Genomic DNA, 314 nt, shown 5'->3' with positions numbered 1-314 from the left:
ACCGAATGGGTCGAGAAATACGACCTCTCCGCGCTCAAGGTGCTGGGCTCGGTCGGCGAGCCGATCAATCCCGAGGCTTGGGAATGGTACAACACCCATGTGGGCAAGGGCCGCTGCCCGATCGTCGACACCTGGTGGCAGACCGAGACGGGCGGCCATCTGCTGACACCCCTGCCCGGTGCCATCGCGACCAAGCCCGGCTCGGCCACGCTGCCCTTCTTCGGGGTGCAGCCGGTGGTGCTGGAACCCGAATCGGGGCGCGAGATCACCGAGACCGAGGCCGAGGGCGTGCTCTGCCTCCGGGACAGCTGGCC

General features: G+C 68.2%; 1 protein-coding gene. It reads left to right on the top strand.

Annotated elements, in window-relative coordinates; all coding sequences use genetic code 11:
* A partial coding sequence (locus tag GH815_RS19590; RefSeq protein ID WP_153750242.1) for an AMP-binding protein occupies positions 1-314 on the top strand: 314 nt, incomplete at both ends.

It is taken from the genome of Rhodovulum strictum, assembly GCF_009649175.1.
In the GTDB taxonomy this organism is placed as follows: Bacteria; Pseudomonadota; Alphaproteobacteria; order Rhodobacterales; family Rhodobacteraceae; genus Rhodovulum; species Rhodovulum strictum.
The sequence above is the reverse complement of the archived record's forward strand: the minus strand, read 5'-3'. Positions and strand labels throughout refer to the sequence as shown.